Genomic DNA, 6,860 nt, shown 5'->3' with positions numbered 1-6,860 from the left:
CTGCGTCCGGTGGAGCTCCACCCGGCGGGGCTCCGCGGGCGGTGACACACGGCGTTCCACCCGGGAAGGCTCGGCCCGCGAGGGCGGGACGCGCGGCGCATCGGCCGGACGGGCATCGCCTGACCGAGCGGCCGACGGTGCCCCGGCCGCTGGCGCCCGTGAGGCACGCGGCGGCTCGACCGGACGGGAGCCGCCCTGCGCTGGCTGCGCCCGCCCCGACTCGGGTTCACGCGGCGGTGACGGCTGCGCTCCCGAGGGTTTCGGCGCGTCCGCCCCGCGAGAGCTGGCGACAGGCTGCCCGTCGGCGGCGGTCCCACCGAGGAGGCGGTTGCCGGCGGGCCGTGCTGCCGGCCGCACGGCCGGCCCCTGCCAGGGCTGCGCCCCGGCATGTCGACCGCTCGGATCGCTCGCCCGGCCCGCCGTCCCCGCGGGACCGGCCGCCGTCCCGGACGGCGATGAGGCCACCGGACGCTCACCCGGTGCCACGCCCGAGCCGCGGTCCAGCGCTGACCGGCCGGCCGGGGCCGACGACCGCTCCCCAGACGGCCGCGCGCCACCAGCGCCACCAGCGCCACCAGCGCCACCAGCGCCACCAGCGCCACCAGCGCTGAAGCGTGGCGGTTGCGCTGGACGATGCCCGGATGCCTGCCGCGTGTCCGGCCCGGCCGTGGCGCCACTTCCTGTGCCACTGCCCGCGGCGCTGCCTGGGGAAGGGTGCGCCATGGAAGGAGCGGGCGGACGCGCCCGCTCGGACGGATCCGACGGACGTCCGACGTCCTTCATCCCGCTGTCGGCTTTCCCTCCGTCCGCGTTCGTGCCCTCCCCGGCGGACGGCCCTGCCGGGCTCGATGACCCCGCTGAGCCTGACGGGCTCGCGGGCGGACCGGATCTGACGCTGTCAGCGCCTTGGTCGGTTCGGCCAGGCCGCTGTGGCGGTTGATCGGTCATTGCGCACGCTCCCGGGTCACGAGGGCCGAGTCAGGCCCAGCGTAATCCGGAGCACGCGCCGCTCCAGTAGTCGTTTTACGACGTATCGTAAGCGGCATTACTGTACGTTCGCCTGACTGGCCGCATACGCACGCGGGGCCCGCGGATACCCGTGCGTGGACCCGGCCTCCGGCTCCACCGAAATCCTCATCGAGGACGACCCTACGGCCCGCCGCTGCCGCACACCGTTCCAGCCGGTCCGCGACAGCGGTGACACAGCCGGTCCGGAAAACCACGGCCGATCACAGTTGTCCCAAAGCGGCCACGGCGTCCGGCCTACACGCCCATTACGGCAGACGACACGAAAAACGGTGCCGCAAATACCGCAAAGCATGCCGACATCCGATCCTCACCAGCGCGACATCCACCCGTAACCCCGCAGGCCGCGGTGACCGAACCGACATACCGACGGGCAGCACCGGATTCACCTCCTTCCTTACAGCCGGCGCCCGTCAACGATGGGCGACACTCATCGACACGGATGACGCCTACCGGGAGACAGGGAGCAGGGGTTCGCGACCTCGGCCTGACCCGTTCGAACGTGGCGGGCCGGGCGGCCAGCCCGCACAAGGGCCAGAACCCCTCACGGCGGCCCCCGGCCAGCACCCCTTGCCCATCACCACCAAAAGATCGACAAGCCCACCACGACGGCCGGCCCACCGCGACGGCCGGCCAGCCACGCCAGGGGCTCCCAAACCGTGGCGAAACCCCCAGCCAACCACCCCCTTACCGATCATCACAAGATGATCGGTAAGCCCACCGAGACGGCCAGCCAACCACGCCAGGGGCCCCCAAATTGTGGCGAAGCCACAATTTGGGGTCAGACCTCCTCCCCGATCCGGTGCACTCGGATGGTGTTGGTCATACCGGCCACGCCGGGGGGGGTGCCGGCCACGACGACCACCAGTTCGCCGGGCTTGCAGCGCTCCAGCTGCAGCAGCGCGCTGTCGACCTGTCGCACCATCTCGTCGGTGCTGTGCGCGTACGGGACCAGGAAGGTCTCGACGCCCCACAGCAGCGCGAGCTGGCTGCGGACGGCGGGCACCGGGGTGAAGGCCAGCAGCGGGATGGGGCTGCGGTAGCGGGCGAGCCGGCGGGCGGTGTCCCCGCTCTGGCTGAAGGCCACCAGGTAGCGGGCGCCCATGACATTGCCGACGTTGGCGGCGGCCTCCGCCAACGCACCACCGACGGTACGCGGACGGGTACGCAGCGGTGGGAGCCGGCCCAGGTCCGTTTCGGCCGTCTCGATGATCCGGGCCATCGTGGACACGGCTTCGACCGGGTATTCACCGACGCTGGTCTCGGCCGACAGCATGATCGCGTCGGCGCCGTCGAGGACCGCGTTGGCGCAGTCGCTGGCCTCGGCCCGGGTGGGCCGGGGCGCATGCACCATCGATTCCAGCACCTGGGTGGCCACGATCACCGGCTTCGCGCGTTCGCGTGCCCAGGACACGCCACGCTTCTGGACCAGTGGCACGACCTGCAACGGCAGCTCCACCCCCAGGTCACCCCGGGCGATCATCAGACCGTCGAACGCCTCGACGATCTCTTCGAGCTGGTCGACGGCCTGCGGCTTCTCGATCTTGGCCAGGACGGGCAGGCGCACCCCGGCCTCGTCCATCACCGCCCGGACCTTCTCGACGTCGGCGGCCGAGCGGACGAAGGACAGGGCGATCATGTCGGCGGGCAGCCCGAGCCCGAAGCGGAGGTCCTTGGCGTCCTTGTCGGTCAGGGCGGGCACGCCGAGGGCCGCGCCCGGGATGTTCATCCCCTTGTGGTTGCTGACCGGGCCACCGACGATGACCGTGGTGTGGACGTCGGAGCCGGCGACCTCGACGACCTCGAGCACCAGCCGGCCGTCGTCGACGAGGATCCGGTCGCCCGCGGTGACATCGGAGGTCAGCCCGGAGAAGGTCGTCCCGACCCGGTGCTGGTCGCCGAGGATGTCGTCGGTCGTGATCGTGAACCGGTCGCCGGGGGCCAGGGTGACCGGGCCGGAGGCGAACTTCCCAAGCCTGATCTTGGGGCCCTGCAGGTCGATGAGGATGCCGACACTACGTCCGACCGCGTCGGAGGCGGCCCGGATCTGTTGGTAGGTCTGCGCATGCTGCTCATGGGACCCATGGGAGAGGTTGAGACGGGCGATGTCCATGCCGGCCTCGACCAGCTCCCGAATCTTCTCGGGCGAGCTGGTGGCCGGACCAAGTGTGCATACAATTTTCGCGCGGCGAGACACGAGACAAGCCTAGGAAATGACTCCGGTGGTCCGTACACCGCCCCCACTATCCGCTGGCCGACACCCGGAAAGTTTTCCATCCGCGGGAAAAAGGCCCTATTCCGTTTACCGGGGACGCCATGCGCACAGGTGGGCGTACCGGCACACCCGCCCCGCGCCGCCGCGGGAGGCGGGTGTGCCGGCCGGGCGGGCCCGCCCACGGCCGTCACGGCCGTCACGGACGGTGGGGCCGGCCGGGCCGAGCCGGGGAGTTCCCAGCTCACGGTGGGCGGGCGGCGGAGGGGAGCCCGGCGGCTCATCGCCGTCCCGCCGGTGGCATCGCCGTCGCGCCCCGCCGGGCGGGGAAGCAGAGACGAGCACGGACAGTAACTTAACAAGTGCCACGAGGATACCGGCTGACAGCTGGACGAACACAGCCTGTACGAACCGGCACGCGGCCGGCACCCGGCCGCCGCCCGGGCAGGCGTGCCGAACGGCCCTGGACGGCGGGCCGGAGGACCTGTGCGGGCAGCCCGGCCGGCTTCACCTGCCAGCCATACCTACCAAGCCATCCCAGCTGATGCCCCTGTGGGACGTGGGTGCGGGCTCCGGCAGCAGCGCATGCCTACCAGCCATCCCGGCCGACACCCCCGACTACGGTGACCGGACGGTCACCATCCGGCGTTCCTCGGAACTGGCCGCATCGGAGCTGGTCTCGCTGTGGCGGGCCGCGTCCTGGGTGGCGAACTGGGTGCGGTACAGCTCGGCGTACAGGCCGCCGCGGGCCAGCAGCTCGTCGTGCCGGCCGCTGTCGACCAGCCGGCCGTCCTCGATGACGAGAATCCGGTCGGCGTCCCGGACGGTCGACAGCCGGTGGGCGATCACGAGTGACGTCCGGCCGGCCAGCGCGGTGGCCAGAGCCTGCTGGACGGCGGCTTCGGACTCGCTGTCGAGATGGGCGGTGGCCTCGTCCAGGACGACGATCGACGGCTCCTTGAGCAGCAGCCGGGCGATGGCGAGGCGCTGCTTCTCCCCACCGGAGAGCCGGTAGCCGCGGTCGCCGACGACCGTGTCGAGGCCGTCGGGCAGCGCTCGCACGACGTCGCCGATCTGGGCGGCGTCCATGGCCGCCCACATCTGCTCGGGCGTGGCCGCCGGCCGGGCGTAGGTGAGGTTCGCCCGGATGGTGTCGTGGAAGAGGTGCGCGTCCTGGGTGACGACGCCCACGGCGTCCCGCAGCGACCGCAGGGTGAGCTCCCTCACGTCGTGGCCGCCGACCCGGACGGTGCCGCTGACCGCGTCGTACATCCGGGGCACCAGCTGGCTGATCGTCGTCTTGCCGGCTCCGGACGGCCCGACCAGCGCGACCATCTCCCCGGGCGCCACCCGGAACGACACCTGGTGCAGGACGGTCTCGGACGGCCGGTGGTCGAGCACCGCCACCGACTCCAGGGAGGCTAGCGACACCTCGTCCGCGGCCGGGTAACGGAAGCCGACGTCGTCGAACTCGACCGTGGCCGCGCCGGGCGGCAGGTCGGCCGCGCCCGGCCGGTCGGCGATCGCCGGGGTGAGGTCGAGCACCTCGAAGACCCGCTCGAAGGAGACCAGCGCGGTCATCACATCGACGTTGACGTTCGACAGCTGGGTCAGCGGGCCGTAGAGCCGCGACAGGTACGAGGTCAGCGCGACGACGGTGCCGACCTGAAGCGTGCCCTCGGCGGCGAACCGCCCGCCCACGCCGTAGACGATCGCGGTCGCCAGGGAGGCGACCAGGGTCAGCGAGACGAAGAAGATCCGGCCGTACATGGCCTGGGTGACGCCGATGTCACGGACCCGGGCGGCCCTGGCCGTGAAGCCGTCGTTCTCCCGGGCCGGGTGGCCGTAGAGCTTGGCGAGCATCGCCCCGGAGACGTTGAACCGTTCGGTCATCACCGTGTTCATCTCGGCGTTGAGCCCGTAGCTCTCCCGGGTGAGCGCGGCCAGCTTCGGCCCGAGCAGCCGCGCCGGGACGACGAAGACCGGCAGCAGCAACAGCGAGACGACCGTGATCTGCCAGGACAGCACGATCATCGCGGCGAGGACGAAGCCAACCGAGACGATGTTGGACAGGACCGAGGACAGCGTCCCGGTGAAGGCCGACTGGGCGCCGAGGACATCGTTGTTCAGCCGGGAGATCAGGGCACCGGTCTGGGTCCGGGTGAAGAACGCCAGCGGCTGGCGCTGGACGTGGTCGAACAGCCTGGCCCGCATGTCGAAGATCAGCCCTTCGCCGATGCGGGCGGAGAACCACCGTTGCGCGAGGGCCAGCAGCGCGTCGACGACGGCGATGAGCCCGACCAGCATGGCCAGCGCCTCCACGACGCCCACCCGGCCGGGGACGATGCCCTCGTCGATGATCGCCTTGTAGACCAGCGGGGTCGTCGCGCCGAGCGCGGCGCTGATGACGATCAGGATGAGGAAGCCGACGAGCATCCTCCGGTAGGGACGCGCGAACCCGACGATCCGGCGCAGGGTGCCCGGCCGCAGCTTCTGGTGGACGACCGAGCGGTCACGCTGGAAGGCCCGCGTGCTGACGCGCGGCCCGTCCTCGGCGAATCTCATCGGTGGACCCCCACATTCTGCTCATGCTTACATCGCAACACTGTAAGCGAAAGCAGACGAGGATCGTTCCCGTCACGGCCTCGGCCGGACGCGTCAGCCGGCTGCCCCGGCCGGTGCCGACGAGCAGCGCACCTGGGCGTCGCGCTCCGCACGTAGCTGATCCGCCACGGAAAGCTCGCGTCCGCGCAACAGCAACGCCTTGACCTCGACGGCCGTCTCGCGAGGGGCCGCGAGCAGGGCGGCGGCCAGTTCCTCCACGGCCCGGTCGAGTTCGGCGGGGGCGGCCAGCCGGTCCACCAGCCCCACCGCCTGCGCCTGTGCGCCGGAGAGCATACGTCCGGTCACGCACAGGTCCAGCGCGCGGCTGTAGCCGACCAGGTCGACCAACGCCCGGGAAACCCCCAGCGCCGGAACACCGCCATGACGCAGGCCGCCGAAGGACAGGTACGCGTCGTCACAGGCGATCCGCAGATCGCAGGCGAGCGCGAGATGCAGGGCGTCGACGGCGTACCCGCTGACGACCGCGACGCTGAACAGGTCAGGGCGCGACAACCAGCCGAGCGCGGCCTGCCATCCGGCGGCCGTCCCCGTGTCGCGGGGCGCCGCGTCGAGGCACCTCAAGTCGTGACGCGCCATATCGTGACACGCGGTGTCGCGGGACGCGGTGTCGCGGGACGCGGTGTCGCGGGACGTCAGGTCGCCCGTGGCCGGCCGTCGCGCGGCCACCCCAGCGTCGGACGGCCGGCCCGCGGGCCCGCCGTCGGCCGGCCGCTCCCCGCTCGTCCGGCCGCCAGCCGGTTGATCATCAGATGGCCGCTCCCCGGCCGCCGCGCGGTGGCCACCGCTGGACGGCGACGAGCCGCCAGCGATCCGAAGAATCACCAGCCGGACGCTGCCGGGCAGGGAGCGCCCGATACCGGCCAGCACGGTGGACAACGCGGCGGACGGGCTGGGCACGCGCCCAGCCGGTTCGCGCGCGACTGGTTCACGCACGGTTGGCTCGTGCGGTTCGCGCACAGTTGGCTGGCGCTCAGTTGACGCGTGCTCAGTTGACGCG

The 6,860-nt window shown here is 71.8% G+C and carries 3 protein-coding genes; all 3 read right to left on the bottom strand.

What is annotated here, in order from left to right; all coding sequences use genetic code 11:
• Positions 1 to 1,807 precede the first annotated feature (1,807 nt).
• The 3 genes from pyk to AC5LSR_RS21460 all read right to left on the bottom strand — a co-directional run bounded on the left by pyk (position 1,808) and on the right by AC5LSR_RS21460 (position 6,796).
• Entirely contained in the window at positions 1,808 to 3,223 is a 1,416-nt protein-coding gene (gene pyk / locus AC5LSR_RS21470) for a pyruvate kinase (RefSeq protein ID WP_250282663.1), read from the bottom strand.
• Positions 3,224 to 3,856: 633 nt separating this feature from the next.
• Positions 3,857 to 5,803 (bottom strand): ABC transporter ATP-binding protein, encoded by a 1,947-nt coding sequence (locus AC5LSR_RS21465; RefSeq protein WP_493468903.1) that lies wholly within the window; start codon positions 5,801 to 5,803, stop codon positions 3,857 to 3,859.
• Positions 5,804 to 5,896: 93 nt separating this feature from the next.
• On the bottom strand, positions 5,897 to 6,796 hold the full coding sequence (locus AC5LSR_RS21460) for an enoyl-CoA hydratase/isomerase family protein (RefSeq protein ID WP_250290755.1): 900 nt from the start codon (positions 6,794 to 6,796) through the stop codon (positions 5,897 to 5,899).
• Positions 6,797 to 6,860 lie beyond the last annotated feature (64 nt).

It is taken from the genome of Protofrankia sp. CiP1_Cm_nod4, from assembly GCF_982290645.1.
Note: the sequence above shows the minus strand (reverse complement) of the source record. Positions and strands in the feature narration are given on the sequence as shown.